Below are 12,954 nucleotides of genomic sequence, written 5' to 3'. Positions count from 1 at the left end.
CCAAGCACAAAGGACCCAACAGACATGCAGTACACCCACCTGGGCCGTTCCGGCCTGAAAGTTTCACGCCTCTGCCTTGGAACCATGAACTTCGGCCCGCAGACGGACGAGGAAACAGCGCATTCCATCATGGACTCCGCGTTGGACTCCGGCATCAACTTCTTCGACACCGCCAATGTTTACGGTGGCGTGGAGCACCGGGGCTGGACCGAAGAAATCATCGGCCGCTGGTTCGCCAAGGGCGGCGAGCGCCGCGAAAGGACCGTGCTGGCCACCAAGCTGTACGGCACCATGACGGACCGCCCCAACGAGTCCAAGTTGTCCGCGCTTAACATACGGCGCGCACTTGATGCGAGCCTTAAGCGGCTGCAAACGGACTACATCGACATTTACCAGTTCCACCACATCGACCGGGATACGCCGTGGGATGAGATCTGGCAGGCGATTGAGGTTGCAGTCCAGCAGGGCAAGATCCTCTACTCGGGCAGCAGCAACTTTGCCGGCTGGCACATCGCCCAGGCACAGGAAGCAGCGCGCCGCCGGAACTACACCGGCTTGGTGAGCGAGCAGTCCATCTACAACCTTTTCAAGCGCGAATTGGAGCTTGAGGTCATCCCGGCCGCGCAGCAGTATGGCTTGGGCCTGATCCCGTGGTCGCCGTTGCAAGGAGGGCTGCTGGGCGGCGTGCTGAAGAAGGAAGAGCAAGGCGTCCGCCGCACTGAGGGCCGGGCACTTGAGACCCTGAAGAAGCATGAGGACCAGATCCGCCAGTACGAGGATTTCGCTGACGAACTCGGCCATGCACCCGGAGACGTCGCGCTGGCGTGGCTCCTCCACCAGCCTGCCGTGACTGCACCGATTGTTGGGCCGCGTACGCAGGAGCAATTGGACGCAGCCATCCGCGCGCTGGATGTCTCCCTGAACGAGGACGCCCTCAAGCGCCTCGATGACATCTTCCCGGGCCACCGCCCCGCCCCCGAAGACTACGCCTGGTGAGCAGCCTCCTTCCGGACAGCCTCGGAGCGGCGGCGGACACGGTCTCGCCGCGGAACATCCTGTTCATCGGCGGGACCGGGGTCATTAGTGCGTCGGCGGCTGAACGCGCCGTCGCGCTGGGCCACCGGCTGACCATCCTTAACCGGGGACGGTCGGCCGGTCGGCCGGTCCCCGATGGGGCGGAGGTGCTGCACGCGGACGTCCGCGATCCGCAGGCTGTGCGTGAGGTACTTCAGGGAAGGGAGTTCGACGCCGTTGCGGACTTCATTTCCTTCACGCCGGATCAGGCGCGGGCCGGCTTGGAGATGTTCCGTGGCAGGACGGGTCAGTACGTCTTCATCAGTTCGGCGTCGGCGTACCAAAAGCCACCAACCACGCTGCCCATCCGGGAATCCACTCCGTTGAAGAATCCTTTCTGGAAGTACTCGCAGGACAAGATTGCCTGTGAGGAGCTGCTGTTCGAGGCGTACCGCGATCAGGACTTCCCTTTGACGGTGGTTCGCCCATCCCACACCTATGACCGAACGAAGATTGCCTTGGTGGGCGGCTGGACTGACATCCACCGGATGCGCGCCGGGATGCCGGTCATGGTGCATGGTGACGGAACCTCGCTCTGGACATTGACCCACAGCCGGGATTTTGCCAAGGCCTTCGTTGGCCTCCTGGGCAGGCCGCAGGCCGTTGGCGAAAGCTACACGATCACCTCGGATGAGTTCCTGCCGTGGAACCAGATTTACCGCTTGTTCGCGCGTGCTGCAGGGGTGGAGGAGCCGGAGTTGTTCCACGTTTCCTCGGAGACCATTGCAGCTCACAGTGCGGAGCTCGGTCCCAACTTGCTGGGCGACCGTTCGCACTCGGTGGTGTTCGACAATTCCAAGATCAAGGCGCTCGTTCCCGATTACCGGGCAACCATCCCGTTTGCGGACGGAGCCCGGGAGATCGTGGCGTGGCATGATGCCCACCCGGAACTGCAGGTGGTGAGTGAGGACTACATGGAGCTGAGCGACAAACTCCATGACTGGTCGCGTCGGTAGCTGTTGCCAAGCAGCAAGCGGCCAGCGTAGAAACGAAGAAACCCGGAGGAGACCCAGCCCATGACACGTGCACCGCTTATCGAACTCAACGACGGCCACAAGATCCCGCAACTGGGCCTCGGCACTTGGCCCTTGAATGACGCCCAGGTTGCCGATGCCGTGGTGGAGGCGGTGAGCCACGGCTACCGGCACATCGATACCGCGGTGAAGTACGGGAACGAGAAGGGCGTGGGCAACGGTATCCGCACATCCGGGGTGGACCGTGGGGAACTGTTCATCACCACCAAGCTCGACGGCGAGTACCAGGGTTCCGGGAGGGCTGTTGCCGGCTTGGAGGGTTCACTGGAACGTCTGGGATTGGACTACGTGGACCTGCTGCTGATTCACTGGCCGCTCCCCCGGCGCGACGAGTTCGTCTCAACCTGGAGAACCTTTGAGGAACTTCAAGCGTCGGGGAAAGCGCGCTCCATCGGAGTTTCCAACTTCAAGCCGGCGCACCTCGACCGCCTGTTCCGGGAAACGGACGTGGTTCCGGCCGTGAACCAGATCCAGCTGAGTCCTTCCGTCCCGAGGTCGGCTGCCCGGGCCTTCAACGAACGCAACGGAATCGTCACAGAGTCCTACAGCCCGCTGGGTGCCAGCAGCGACCTTTTGAATGCCCCGGTCCTGGCGACGGTTGGTGAAAAGTATGGAAAGACGCCGGGACAGGTTGTGCTCCGCTGGCACGTCCAGCAGGGCCTGGTTGCCATACCCAAAACCGCCAACCCCCAGCGCATGAAAGAGAACCTGGACGTTTTCGACTTCGAGCTGGACCAGGACGACCTCACCACGCTTCAGACTCTCGACGGCGGACCAGACGCCGGCGTCGACTCGGACGTGCAGGGGCATTGAGATGACAACGCACGAATCATTGCTCTGGGTTGGCTCCTACACGGCCGACAGGAACGGCCACGGCAAGGGCATCACGGCGCTCTCGGCGGACAGTGAAGGTGGGCTGACGGCCATTGGCTTGGCCGTCGAAGCCAATTCGCCGTCCTTCCTGGCGCTGCACCCGACGCTTCCCGTGGTTTACGCCGTAGCGGAGGAAGGCAAGACGGTGCGGGCTTATCGCCGGAGTGGCGACACTGCGTTGGAGGCTTTCGGCGATCCTTGGCCCGCGGGCGATGCCACGTGCCACGTCGCTGCGGATCCGCAGGGCCGCTTCATCGTGGCCACCTGTTGGGGCGACGGTCAGGTCATCCTCTACCAACTGGACGACGACGGCGCCATCACCTCGCGCAGGAGCGCGGCGGCCGCCGTCGATCCCCACTCGGCCGCAGCCCCCAGAGGTGAGCGGCCAAGCCGCGCGCATTCGAGCTTGATGCTTCCTGACGGCCGGGTCATGACCACGGATTTGGGGCATGACTTGGTCCGTGTGTGGAGGTACGTGCCGGGTGAAGGCCTGCAGCCCGACCACCAGGTGGTCCTGCCTATGGGTTCGGGTCCCCGGCACGTGGCCCGCCACCGGAGCGGGACGGTCTTTGTCGACACGGAGTATTCGGTGGAGGTGGCAGCGGTCCGGATGGAACCGGACGGCACTTACGAGCTCGCATCCGTGGTCCCGGCAAGCGCCACGGGAGCCAAGGACGGCGATGCCGGTGCAGAGATCGCTCTCTCCCCGGATGGACGCTTCGCCTATGTGGGCGTGCGGGGTACCAACCGCATCTGCGTCCTGGAGGTCTCGGGCGAAGGCACCGGGGTTGAGCCGCGCGGAGAGGTACTGTGCGGCGGCGAGTGGCCCCGCCATCATCTGGTTCGCGAAGGCTGGCTGTACGTAGCGAACGAAGGTTCGGACGACGTCGTCAGTTTCAGGCTTGACCCGGAAACCGGGCTGCCGGACGGCCCTGTGGGGCGTGCGGAGATTGGTTCACCCAGCATGTTGCTCGTCGCGGGCTAATTGACACCGGGACAGCACTTGGTACCTATGATCCGCTCAGACATTGGTATCAAGCGCCATCCCGGCGGGTCTTCAGGCTGACCAGACCTCGACGTCGTCCGTGCCGCAAATGAGTTTGCGCCCGGTCGGTTCGAGGACTACCCAGAGCAATTCCTGGTGTTTGGACACGTCGTCCACGCGGCCCGTGCCGGCACCCCAAGCGACGTCGTATATCCACACGGGATCGCCGGCGCTGAGCTCGGCCCATTCGGCCGCAGGCACGTGGCGGTAGCCGGCCGGCCTGTTCAGGATGGAGCTGGTCATGCCGAAACTTCAGCGGCGGCCTGCCGCCGCCATACCGTGGCCACGCCGTTGTGGGCCGGCAGCACATGGCCTTCAGCAAAAACCTGGACGACATCCGGCTCGCAGTCCGGGCTCCACAGTCCCGATGCCGGGCAGTGGGAACCGGTGGGCATGACGCGGGTGGCTCGTTCGCGCAAGAGGGCGATGCTCTTCATCGTTGAAACTCATCCTTGGGTAGTTCGCGGTACTTTGTGAAGCAGATCTCTTCAACCCTATGCAAGCGAGTGACGCTTTGTTATGGGCGGCCGCACAACATTCTGAGTTATGGATGGGCAAAGGCACAGCATCCTGCAGCATCAATCCAGATCGGCAATTCTGCAAACGCTTCCAGATTTTCTGCAATCAGGGGACTAATCCGACGAATCAACGGCCGCCTAATCTGGATTAACATCACGCAAGCGCTTACAGTTGTGACTTGTCCCACAGCACTGTCGCTAGAGGAAGGCTTCACTTGTCACTCCGCAGCTCCGGATCCCCCAACAACACGTCCTTCAAGAGAAGGGCGGCTGTCGTCCTCATGACGACGGCCGTCCTCACCGCATCGGCGGTACTCCCGGCAGGCGCCGCGCCCGGCGTCTCCGCGAAGAACCCTGACCCCACGGCCCAACACTCCATTCGGGGCGGTGTCAGCAACCAGAACTTCTACTTCGTCATGGCCGACCGCTTCAAGAACGGAACCGCCGGCAATGACGACGGGGGCCTGGGGTCCGATCCCATGGTGTCCGGCTTCGATCCCACCCGCAAAGGCTTCTACAACGGGGGCGATCTGAAGGGCCTGCAGGACCAGCTGGACTACATCCAGGGCTTGGGCACCAACGCCCTCTGGCTCACTCCCAGTTTCAAGAACAAGGCCGTACAAGGTGACGGAACGCCGGCGAACAGCTCCGCCGGATATCACGGGTATTGGGTCACCGACTTCACCCAGATCGACCCCCACCTGGGCACCAACGCCGAGCTCAAGACGCTCATAGATGCCGCCCACGCCCGCGGCATGAAGGTGTACTTCGACATTATCACCAACCACACGGCCGATGTGATCCAGTACCAGGAGACGTCCTCGGCTCCGTACATTTCCAAGGAAACCGAGCCCTACCGCGCCGCCACGGGCGAGGTCTTCGATGACCGCGAGTACGCCGGGACGCAGGACTTCCCTGCCCTGGACGCGGCAACGTCGTTCCCCTATACGCCCGTAGTCCCCGCGGCTGAGAAGGACGTCAAGGTTCCTTCCTGGCTGAACGACCCCACGCTCTACCACAACCGCGGCAACACCAACTTTGCCGGCGAAGACTCCCTGTACGGCGACTTCTTCGGGCTGGATGACCTTTTCACCGAGAACCCCAAGGTGGTCAACGGGATGATGGACGTCTACAAAACGTGGATCAGGGACTTCGGAGTGGACGGCTTCCGCATTGACACCATGAAACACGTCAATGACGAGTTTTGGCAGCAGTTCGGCCCACAAGTGCTCAGCTATGCCAAGGAGCAGGGCAAGGACGAGTTCTTCATGTTCGGGGAGGTCTTCGATACCTCCAAGACCGTCACGTCCAAGTTCACCACCAAGAACAAGATGCAAGCCGTCCTGGACTTCGGCTTCCAAGGTGCAGCCCGCAGCTTCGCATCACAAGGCAGCAAGGCCACCGGCCTGGCAGACTTCTTCAACGGTGATGACTGGTACACGGATGCCGATTCCAACGTCTACCAACTGCCCACATTCCTGGGTAACCATGACATGGGCCGCATCGGCACCTTTATCGCCCAGGACAACCCGGGAGCATCCGACGCGGAACTGTTGGAGCGCGACGAGCTGGCCCATGAGCTGATGTACTTCTCGCGCGGCAACCCGGTGATCTATTACGGCGATGAGCAGGGCTTCACCGGCGCCGGCGGGGACCAGGACTCGAGGCAGACCATGTTCGCCAGCAAGGTCCAGGAGTATTTGGATGATGACCTTTTGGGAACCAACGCCACGCATGCCACGGACAACTTCAACACCGGGCACCCGCTGTACAAAAAGATCAGCGAGCTCGCGGCCCTCGCAGCGGACCACCCCACGCTCCGTACCGGTGCCCAGCAAGACCGCTACGCCGCTGATGGGGCCGGGATCTACGCCTTCTCACGCATCGACGCCAAGGAACAGCGTGAATACATCGTGGCTGTGAACAACAGCGAGACCGCACAGACCGCGGCGATCCCAACGTACGAAGCGAAACAGCCGTTCAAGCTGGTTTACGGTGAGGCCGCCAAGAACGCCAAGTCCGGTCAGGATGCGAAGCTGGCTGTCACCGTCCCGCCGCTTTCCGCAGTGGTTTATGAAGCAGCGGGGCGACTCGCCAAATCGAAGGCCGCACCCGCCGTCGTACTCAAGAAGCCGGTCACGGCGGCTGGGGACGCCACCCGCCAGAAGGTGACGGCCGACGTCGACGGTAACTCGTTCTATGAGGTCACCTTCCAGGCGCGTACTGCAGGTGGCAACTGGGCGTCGATCGGCACGGACGACAACGCGCCGTATCAGGTGTTCCACGACGTCTCGTCGCTGGAGTCCGGCACGTCCGTGGAGTACCGCGCTGTGGTGCTGGACAACCGCGGGCAGACGTCCGCCAGTGAGCCCCGCAGCGGTGTGGTGGGAGAACCGACACAGCCCGAGACCGTCACGGTGGCCGGCAGCCTCAACACCGAACTGGGTTGCACCGAAGACTGGCAGCCGTCCTGCGGGCAGGGGCTCATGAGCTACGAGCCGACGCACCGACTGTGGCAGCTGAATGTCCCCAACCTGCCCGCGGGCACGTATGAATTCAAGGCCGCACTCAACGGCACGTGGGACGAAAACTACGGCGCGGGTGGCGAGTTGAATGGCCCCAACGTCGTGTTCACGCACCCCGGCGGCGCCGTCACGTTCCTTTACGACCACTCCACCAACGTGATCAGCGCGGTCTCCGCGGGCCCGCAGCCGGCGGCCGTTTCGGTACCCGGCAGCCTGAATTCCGAGCTTGGCTGCTCGGGCGACTGGATGCCGGACTGCGCCCAGGCGCAGCTGCAGCTGGACCCGTCGGATGGGATCTGGAAGCTGTCAGTGCCCAACCTGGCCGCCGGCAGTTACGAGTTCAAGGCCGCCATCAATGGCTCCTGGGCTGAGAACTACGGTCTCGGCGGCGCCCCGAACGGCAGCAATATCGCCTTGAAGCACGACGGCGGCCCGGTCACCTTCCGGTACGACCCCGCCGGACATCTGGTCACCGTCCGCTAACCCAAAGGAGGGGACAGCAGACGTCGCTCCGGGCTGCCAGCTGCCGGGCGGGGTGCCCGGCGCATTGAATGGACAGTGGGCCCACCCGGAATCACCGTGGTGTCCGTGACAAGGAAACCAAGGCGTCCGTAAAGGCGCACGTTACGCTCGTCCGAGGTTTCAAGCACCACGGCACCTGCCTCTCGATCTATTCGCGTGAGACCCTCCGAGGCCACGGCCGTACCCAGCCCTTTGCCTTGATGTGCCGGGTCTACGCCCACGGTGGCCAAGGTCCACGCCGGCCCCTTTGGCTGGGGCAAGCTCAGATCAATCAACGCGGTCGCTCGAGAACCCAGCAGTTCCAGAACTTCGATCTGCATATCGGGACCAGGCTCGGGCGCATCAGGAGGAAGGAATGCAGCGACGGAGCGCAGTTGTTCATCCACCAGGACCAATCCATGGGTAAGCGCATGTCCCAGCTAGAGGTACTGCAGCCGTTCGAGTCTCTGTTCATAATCAACGTCAGGAATCGACCATCTCGTCCAAGGGTAAGTCTCAAAGGCAAGGCCGAGTACTCGGGCAGCAACCCCGAGGTCTGCGCCGGTTGCCTGGCGAACCATGTCTGTCATGAGAAATGCTCCTAGCGAATAAAGGCCTTCTGGCAAAGTACCTGAGATTACGGCAGCGCCAGTCAAGGTCCCCTCAGGGGACAGCAAACGTCGCTCCGGGCTGCCAGAGCGACGTTTGCTATCCCCCGGATGGGGCTATTTGTAGCTCACGCTCAGAAGCATCGACTTCAACTGGGCGTACTGCGTTGTGTTCATCCAGGCCTTGGCCGCTTCCGGGGTGGCAAAGGTGGGCCGTTTGTTGATGTCAAACTTCACGTAGGCCATCATGAACCCGTTGGGCACCTTGATCTGGTTTGTGCCGGAAGAAGCCTGCCCGGATTGAAGCTCAGAGGACAGCCGGATGTCCATGACGTACGCCGGGGGAGTGTCGGAACGCCCAGTAGCCGTGGGCATTCCACCGTTACCGGAGTTGTAGTCGAAGTTCATGAAGTAGTTCAAGGAAAAACCGAATTCCACCTGGTTTCCTGCTGTATCCGTTACCCCGGGAACCACGGCACGGTCCAGAACTGTGCGGTCCACCAGTCCGGCAGTACCGTCGCCGTAGAAACCGCTGCTCATGAAAGCGACCTCGGCGCCGGTGCTGTCCAAAACGGTGACTCCGTCGGAAGGACCTTGTTCCGGGCGAACGGTCCAGCCCACGGGGTAGGTGAAGGAAACGTGTCCATCCGGGAAAGTGAACGTCTGCGCTGTGGCCACGGGAGCAGGCGGCTGCGTTGGAGCCGTTGTCGGTGCAACCGCCGGAACAGTCGGAGCCGCCGGCGGAGTGGTGACCGGAACAGTCGCCTCCGGGGTGGCCGAGGGCGTGGGTGTGGCTGTGGGAGTAGGGGTGGGGGTAACGGAAGCACTCGGCGTAGGTGCCGGCTCAGTCGGGCTGACGGTCACTGCCGGCGCGGGAGCCACTGTGAGCGGGCCAAAGTTGGCCGCAACCAGGACACCCGCGGTGACAGCCGCAGCACCAAGCAACAACCCGCCCGCGATCCGGGCCTTGCGGCGCTTGCGGTCTTCAAGGGACACCACTCCGGCTGCCGGGTTGCTGTCGCTGAAAACCCGAGGGCCTGTGAGCATGCGCGCCAAAGCTTCTTCAGAGTTGACCTCGGTGCGCTCGTCCGCAAGCGGGTCAATCGCTGATATCTGGTTCTTGATCGGATCCATTGTCTTCAGACCCCCATCTTTTGTGTAGTCGTTTCGGCGCCGGCGGGCAGCTGTTTCCGGAACGCGGTCCGGGCCCGGTGCAGACGGACCTTGGCTGCTGATTCACTGCACTGCAGCACTCCGGCGATGTCAGTGGTACCCAGTCCGTCCCAGTAGGCCAGCTGCAGAATTTCGCGGTCCTGCACCCGCAAGCGGTCCATCGCATCCTGTACCGCGACGTTCCCGGAGTCATCCCCGAAACGTTCCACCGCCGTCGTGCGCAGCTTTTCCTGCAGAGCCTGCTGCCGGTCGCGGCTGCGGTAGGCATTACCCACAAGGTTGCGCGCTATGGCGAGCAAGTAACCGAGTTCCGGCCGGGCATCATCCGACCATTTTTGCCATACGACCCGGAAAACGTCCGCGGCGATCTCTTCAGCCATCTCCGCCGATTCGACGCGTCGGCGCACGAACCTGAAGACGGATGGATAGCTGTCTTTGTGAATGGCGATGAACGCCAATTCGCGCTCGGAAAGCACGATTTCCCCCTGAAAAGTAGAGCCCTGAACTGCAGGATACTTGTATAGTTTCCGGCCAGGCCGCCGGGGTTACACGTGGCGGTAGGTTTCTTCTCAACGCCATCACGATAGATTCAAGACACCGAATCCCGAGCGAAAGCGTGGCACAGCAATGGTGCAGACAGGACCCGCGGCAAAATGGGCCCGCAAACAGGTTGAGCTCGGGCGCGTGCCCGTTGCCGTGCTGGGGATCGCCTCCAGCCAGGGCATCGAGGACATTGTGGCGTTCGGGACCGACGGCGGAAGGCAGGCAACAGCCGAGGACCACTTTGCGCTGTTCTCGGTGACAAAGCCGGTCACTGCCCTGACCGTCATGCGGCAGGTCGAGCTCGGGAAGTTGTCACTGGGCAACACACTGGGTGACGTCCTCCCGGACTTCGGCGCGGGCCGCACGGACACCGTAACGCTGGAGCACCTTCTCAGCCACCGCTCCGGGATTGCTGATCCGGCGCTCGACGGCGGCGCTCCTCTCCGCGAGGACCTCACCTCCGCCGAACAGGCCTTCTATGCGGGTTCCCTTGTCCAGTATTGCAATATCGCTTTCGAAGGTGCTGCAGCGATGGCCGAGTGGGCTGACGGGCGCCCGTTCGAGGAGCAACTCCTGTCCCTGGCCGGTGACACAGGTGCCGGCGGCCTGACGTTCGGCACCGACTGCAACCCGCACAGAATCCACGGCACCGAGGCTGCGGGTTTGAACGTGGATGCCATGTATCGGAAGAGGCATCCGGGTGCGGGGCTGTTCGGTACGGCAGCGGACCTGCTCAACCTGGGTTCCGAGCTTCTGGGGCAGACCGGGAAGGCCGTTCGCCCCGCCACGCTGACTGCGATGCGCCGTCCGCGGACCACTGAGGTTTCCCACATCACCACCCGGCCCGAGCCCCTCCGCCACACCGGGCTGGGATTCCAGCTGCCCGCCAACGAGTCTGAGCTGCTGGCACAGGGAATCTACGGCCATCCCGGGTGGGCCGGGACGGAGTGGTGGATGCTCCCCGAACAGGACCGCTGCGTCGTGTTTCTGACCAACGTGCTGGACACCCCGGATCTCGGCGTGGACACCACCGAGCTTTTCAACGCGGTAGCGGTTTCCTAGGACCCGGCCGTGACATACCGGCCACGCCAGGCGGACACGGCCCACACCAGCACGAACAGGCCCACCAGGATCAGGCCTGCGTCGCCGAGGTCGATCTCCCCTAGCCAGGTTGTCAGGGGATCCTCCAACCCGAACGCGGCATTGACGAAGCCGCCGAGCGTGATCACGGAGATGAACAGCGCCGAGACGGCCGAAATGCCCGTGATGACAGCGTTGAAACCGAGCTTGCGTTGCGGGTTACGGATGGCGGTTTTGTACATCTTCATCATGGCCACGCCGTTGGCGGAATCGCACAGGGTCATGGCTGCTGTGAACGCGAGCGGGAGGGCCATCAAGGCCAGCGGCGAGACTCCGGCGAGTGACGCCGTCGTCGTGAGGACCAGCAGCCCGATGGTGGTGGCGGTGTCGAAACCCAAGCCGAACAGGAAGCCGATCACGTAAATGTTCCGCGGCCGCTCCACCTTCGACAAGGGCTTGGCGAGCAGCCGGGTCACCAGGCCTTTTGCTTCCAGGTCTTCTGGGCGCACGTCCCCGCCGGCCTGGACTTTCCGGTATGCCTGCGTGGCGCGAACAAACGCGGAGCCGTTGAACAGTCCCATGGTCAGCAGGAACAACCCGGACACACCGCTGCCGATGAGGCCCAGGATCTTGTTGCCCGTGGTGCCGTCTTCCATGAACTGGCCGATCAGCGTCGCCCCGGCCACTACCAGCACTCCCGCGAGGATCACCACGGAGCTGTGCCCCAGGCTGAACGCGAATCCCACGCTCACGGGGTCCTTGTGCTGCGCCACGAATTTGCGGGTGGAGTTGTCGATCGCGGCGATGTGGTCCCAGTCGTAGCTGTGCTTGATGCCGGCCACGTAAGCGGTAATCACCAACCCGAGCGCCAGCGGCTGGGCGCCACCGGCGGAACCAAACAACAAAAGCACGACGGCGGCAACGTGCAAAGCGGCCACGGCACCAAAAGTGAACAGCAGCCGGGTCCGCAGGGACAACGTTTCCCGCTCCCGGTACATGGTGGCGAATTCGGTCAGCGCAGTCATCAGTACTTCCTCAGGTTCAAGGGCGCCTGTCCGTACCAACGGTCGCGCAGAACGCCCGTACAAGCACCCAGCAATGTGTTGAGTTCCTCGGTGCTGTTCGACAACGATCGCAGCACAAGCCCGGTGGTCCCGGCAATAGTCGCGGTCAAAGAAACTCCGGTATACGCGTCAAAATCCCTGGCAATTCGGGCCAGTTCATCAGCAAGCTCCTGGTTCACCCGCGGATCCACTACCACCAACGATCCCAGGTGGCTGAAACCCTCCATGAACCCCATCCCGGTCACATCCCCCAGGGGCGGCCGGATCAGGAGATTATCCAGGGCCAGCAGTTCCTGGTGCTCCCCCGTTCGGACGTGAATCTCATTCCGCAGTCTCACTTCTTCGAACTTGAAGGATGCCCCGTCCGGGGACCACCCCGGCGTGACCACCTCAGCCATGACAAGGCACGACGCCGGGTGGAGACTGATGCGCGAATTCTGCCGATAGCTCGCCTCTCGATAGGCGATCAACTGATCGGGCACCAACTCCAGCCGCGCGCCTTCCCCCAGTTTGATACTCATCCGCTGCTCAGCGAACGACCCCGGAGTCCGGTACACCTTGGTGGCCGACTGCGTGGTCAACAACAGATCAGCCCCCGCCTCAACCTCCACCTCAATGACGAACACATCCGCCCCCAGATACGCCCCGCCGGGATTGACCATGACGTAGCAAACCTGCCCGGACCCATCCAAGTAATGCGGCCTGAGCACCCTCAAAGCGCCCTCATGAAACTGCCGCGAAGCAACGGACCGCCCACCCCGCACACTAACGCCCAGCTCCAACCGCCCCCGCACAGGCCCTTCGCCCAAGGCCAACGTGGAGCCGGGCCCCAGGTTCCCCACAACGTCTGAGCCGAAATCGACCTGCGTCGTCGTGTTCATACGCGTATCTCGCGTCGTGTCGTAACCACCGAGGC

Annotated in this window: 14 protein-coding genes; 6 read left to right on the top strand and 8 right to left on the bottom strand. The window is 63.0% G+C overall.

The annotated features are described in order from the left end of the window. Positions 1-24: 24 nt before the first annotated feature. The 4 genes from JMY29_RS01110 to JMY29_RS01095 are packed head-to-tail and all read left to right on the top strand — an operon-like array spanning position 25 to position 3,966. Positions 25-996 (top strand): aldo/keto reductase, encoded by a 972-nt coding sequence (locus tag JMY29_RS01110; protein WP_039239253.1) that lies wholly within the window; start codon positions 25-27, stop codon positions 994-996. Then, entirely contained in the window at positions 993-2,030 is a 1,038-nt protein-coding gene (locus JMY29_RS01105) for an NAD-dependent epimerase/dehydratase family protein (RefSeq protein ID WP_189076379.1), read from the top strand. The genes JMY29_RS01110 and JMY29_RS01105 overlap by 4 nt, the downstream gene beginning before the upstream one ends. Before the next feature lie 60 nt (positions 2,031-2,090). Next, the gene (locus JMY29_RS01100; protein WP_018780208.1) at positions 2,091-2,921 is read left to right on the top strand and encodes an aldo/keto reductase; all 831 of its coding nucleotides are present in this window, start codon (positions 2,091-2,093) and stop codon (positions 2,919-2,921) included. Between the two features lies 1 nt (position 2,922). Beyond that, positions 2,923-3,966, top strand: a complete 1,044-nt coding sequence (locus JMY29_RS01095; protein WP_189076378.1) for a lactonase family protein — start codon at positions 2,923-2,925, stop codon at positions 3,964-3,966. Between the two features lie 72 nt (positions 3,967-4,038). Here JMY29_RS01095 and JMY29_RS01090 read toward each other — a convergent pair whose 3' ends face one another. Further along, positions 4,039-4,269 carry a hypothetical protein gene (locus JMY29_RS01090; RefSeq protein WP_018780210.1) on the bottom strand — a complete coding sequence of 77 codons (231 nt, stop codon included), beginning with the start codon at positions 4,267-4,269 and terminating at the stop codon, positions 4,039-4,041. Next, entirely contained in the window at positions 4,266-4,463 is a 198-nt protein-coding gene (locus tag JMY29_RS01085) for a hypothetical protein (protein WP_064723466.1), read from the bottom strand. Before JMY29_RS01085 ends, JMY29_RS01090 begins: the two co-directional genes overlap by 4 nt. Before the next feature lie 362 nt (positions 4,464-4,825). Here JMY29_RS01085 and JMY29_RS01080 point away from each other — a divergent pair, with 362 nt between their 5' ends. Beyond that, entirely contained in the window at positions 4,826-7,552 is a 2,727-nt protein-coding gene (locus tag JMY29_RS01080) for an alpha-amylase family glycosyl hydrolase (protein WP_229778654.1), read from the top strand. Here JMY29_RS01080 and JMY29_RS01075 read toward each other — a convergent pair. The 4 genes from JMY29_RS01075 to JMY29_RS01060 form a co-directional block, all read right to left on the bottom strand. After that, positions 7,549-7,977, bottom strand: coding sequence for a GNAT family N-acetyltransferase (locus JMY29_RS01075; protein ID WP_229778648.1), 429 nt, complete (start codon positions 7,975-7,977; stop codon positions 7,549-7,551). The two genes, JMY29_RS01080 and JMY29_RS01075, sit on opposite strands and share 4 nt — an antisense overlap. A 33-nt stretch (positions 7,978-8,010) precedes the next feature. Further along, positions 8,011-8,160 carry a hypothetical protein gene (locus JMY29_RS01070; RefSeq protein WP_229778647.1) on the bottom strand — a complete coding sequence of 50 codons (150 nt, stop codon included), beginning with the start codon at positions 8,158-8,160 and terminating at the stop codon, positions 8,011-8,013. 135 nt (positions 8,161-8,295) lie between these two features. After that, positions 8,296-9,312 carry a hypothetical protein gene (locus tag JMY29_RS01065; protein ID WP_189076376.1) on the bottom strand — a complete coding sequence of 339 codons (1,017 nt, stop codon included), beginning with the start codon at positions 9,310-9,312 and terminating at the stop codon, positions 8,296-8,298. A 5-nt stretch (positions 9,313-9,317) separates the two neighbouring features. Continuing rightward, complete coding sequence (locus JMY29_RS01060) at positions 9,318-9,827, bottom strand: RNA polymerase sigma factor (RefSeq protein WP_189076375.1); 510 nt, start codon at positions 9,825-9,827, stop codon at positions 9,318-9,320. A gap of 151 nt (positions 9,828-9,978) precedes the next feature. Here JMY29_RS01060 and JMY29_RS01055 point away from each other — a divergent pair, with 151 nt between their 5' ends. Beyond that, positions 9,979-10,956, top strand: coding sequence for a serine hydrolase domain-containing protein (locus JMY29_RS01055; protein ID WP_018780216.1), 978 nt, complete (start codon positions 9,979-9,981; stop codon positions 10,954-10,956). Here the strand turns inward: JMY29_RS01055 and JMY29_RS01050 are convergent. Further along, positions 10,953-11,999 (bottom strand): HoxN/HupN/NixA family nickel/cobalt transporter, encoded by a 1,047-nt coding sequence (locus tag JMY29_RS01050; RefSeq protein ID WP_189076374.1) that lies wholly within the window; start codon positions 11,997-11,999, stop codon positions 10,953-10,955. The two genes, JMY29_RS01055 and JMY29_RS01050, sit on opposite strands and share 4 nt — an antisense overlap. Then, on the bottom strand, positions 11,999-12,919 hold the full coding sequence (locus JMY29_RS01045; RefSeq protein WP_039239233.1) for an urease accessory protein UreD: 921 nt from the start codon (positions 12,917-12,919) through the stop codon (positions 11,999-12,001). The genes JMY29_RS01050 and JMY29_RS01045 overlap by 1 nt, the downstream gene beginning before the upstream one ends. Between the last annotated feature and the right edge of the window lie 35 nt (positions 12,920-12,954).

This window comes from Paenarthrobacter nicotinovorans (genome assembly GCF_021919345.1).
GTDB lineage: Bacteria > Actinomycetota > Actinomycetes > Actinomycetales > Micrococcaceae > Arthrobacter > Arthrobacter nicotinovorans.
The sequence above is the reverse complement of the archived record's forward strand: the minus strand, read 5'-3'. Positions and strand labels throughout refer to the sequence as shown.

What these genes read in the sequence shown, in the direction of transcription:
- JMY29_RS01110 (WP_039239253.1), top strand. Translation starts at nt 25, where the DNA reads ATGCAGTACACCCACCTGGGCCGTTCCGGCCTGAAAGTTTCACGCCTC.
- JMY29_RS01100 (WP_018780208.1), top strand. Translation starts at nt 2,091, where the DNA reads ATGACACGTGCACCGCTTATCGAACTCAACGACGGCCACAAGATCCCG.
- JMY29_RS01095 (WP_189076378.1), top strand. Translation starts at nt 2,923, where the DNA reads ATGACAACGCACGAATCATTGCTCTGGGTTGGCTCCTACACGGCCGAC.
- JMY29_RS01090 (WP_018780210.1), bottom strand. Translation starts at nt 4,269, where the DNA reads ATGACCAGCTCCATCCTGAACAGGCCGGCCGGCTACCGCCACGTGCCT.
- JMY29_RS01085 (WP_064723466.1), bottom strand. Translation starts at nt 4,463, where the DNA reads ATGAAGAGCATCGCCCTCTTGCGCGAACGAGCCACCCGCGTCATGCCC.
- JMY29_RS01080 (WP_229778654.1), top strand. Translation starts at nt 4,826, where the DNA reads ATGACGACGGCCGTCCTCACCGCATCGGCGGTACTCCCGGCAGGCGCC.
- JMY29_RS01070 (WP_229778647.1), bottom strand. Translation starts at nt 8,160, where the DNA reads ATGACAGACATGGTTCGCCAGGCAACCGGCGCAGACCTCGGGGTTGCT.
- JMY29_RS01065 (WP_189076376.1), bottom strand. Translation starts at nt 9,312, where the DNA reads ATGGATCCGATCAAGAACCAGATATCAGCGATTGACCCGCTTGCGGAC.
- JMY29_RS01055 (WP_018780216.1), top strand. Translation starts at nt 9,979, where the DNA reads ATGGTGCAGACAGGACCCGCGGCAAAATGGGCCCGCAAACAGGTTGAG.
- JMY29_RS01050 (WP_189076374.1), bottom strand. Translation starts at nt 11,999, where the DNA reads ATGACTGCGCTGACCGAATTCGCCACCATGTACCGGGAGCGGGAAACG.
- JMY29_RS01045 (WP_039239233.1), bottom strand. Translation starts at nt 12,919, where the DNA reads ATGAACACGACGACGCAGGTCGATTTCGGCTCAGACGTTGTGGGGAAC.